This window comes from Microvirga roseola, from assembly GCF_020866965.1.
GTDB lineage: Bacteria > Pseudomonadota > Alphaproteobacteria > Rhizobiales > Beijerinckiaceae > Microvirga > Microvirga roseola.
Map to the genome: position 1 here is coordinate 1 of NZ_JAJATX010000179.1, position 720 is coordinate 720.

Annotated in this window: 1 protein-coding gene; it reads left to right on the forward strand. The window is 58.5% G+C overall.

The features are described 5' to 3' along the window. Positions 1-171: 171 nt before the first annotated feature. The gene (locus tag LG661_RS24755; protein WP_407666845.1) at positions 172-516 is read left to right on the forward strand and encodes a MarR family winged helix-turn-helix transcriptional regulator; all 345 of its coding nucleotides are present in this window, start codon (positions 172-174) and stop codon (positions 514-516) included. Positions 517-720: the final 204 nt, after the last annotated feature.

The following is a 720-nucleotide window of genomic DNA, read 5'->3' on the forward strand; positions in this document are numbered from 1 at the left end:
AGGGTTGAGAGGCTGTGACGTTCGGTGGGGATTACCGTGTCAGTGGTTTAAGTATCGCAATCGATTAAATCGCACGGTAGATAAACACGGGCAGGCCTGCTATACTGTTGTGAGCCTTGCGACTATATCGCGCACGATGTATACTGACCTTCCTCGAAGCAAGTCCCTGCCATGACCGCAGCCGGTGTCGGCCTCCACCTGTCCAACTTCCAGTGTTTTGCGGTATACCATGCCAACATCGCGATCTGGCGGGCCAACAAGCCGATCCTCGGCCGGCTCGGCCTGACGTATCCGCAGTACCTGGCCGTGGTCTGCCTGTGGAAGAAGGATGGTCAGACGGTGGGGGAGATCGGCAAGCAGCTCCTGCTGGAGACCGGCACGGTCACCCCCTTGCTGAAACGCCTGGAGGCGTTCGCATGTAAGCGCTGTCTCGTTCCAGGATGTCCGGAAGGCGAGAAGTCACAGTACCTCCTTGTGCAGACGCAGGTAGGTCTTCGGGCAGGGGGGCGAGTGTGATCGCATGGTAGAGCCTAGGGAATTCCTCAGAGGCCATCACCTCCCAAATCCGGCCCCCGCCATGAGGGCGAGAAAGACCCGATTGTGTTCCTTGACGTAGTGCGCGTCAGTGAGAATGTCAGCCATTGTTATCTCATGGGGATTTGTCTCGCAGAATCTGCCCACAATCGGGATAGGGGGGAGCCTCGCGGTTCCACCCCTCCC

Bases quoted from the DNA above. Each gene is read 5' to 3' on its own strand.
- LG661_RS24755 (WP_407666845.1), top strand. From the start codon at position 172: ATGACCGCAGCCGGTGTCGGCCTCCACCTGTCCAACTTCCAGTGTTTT.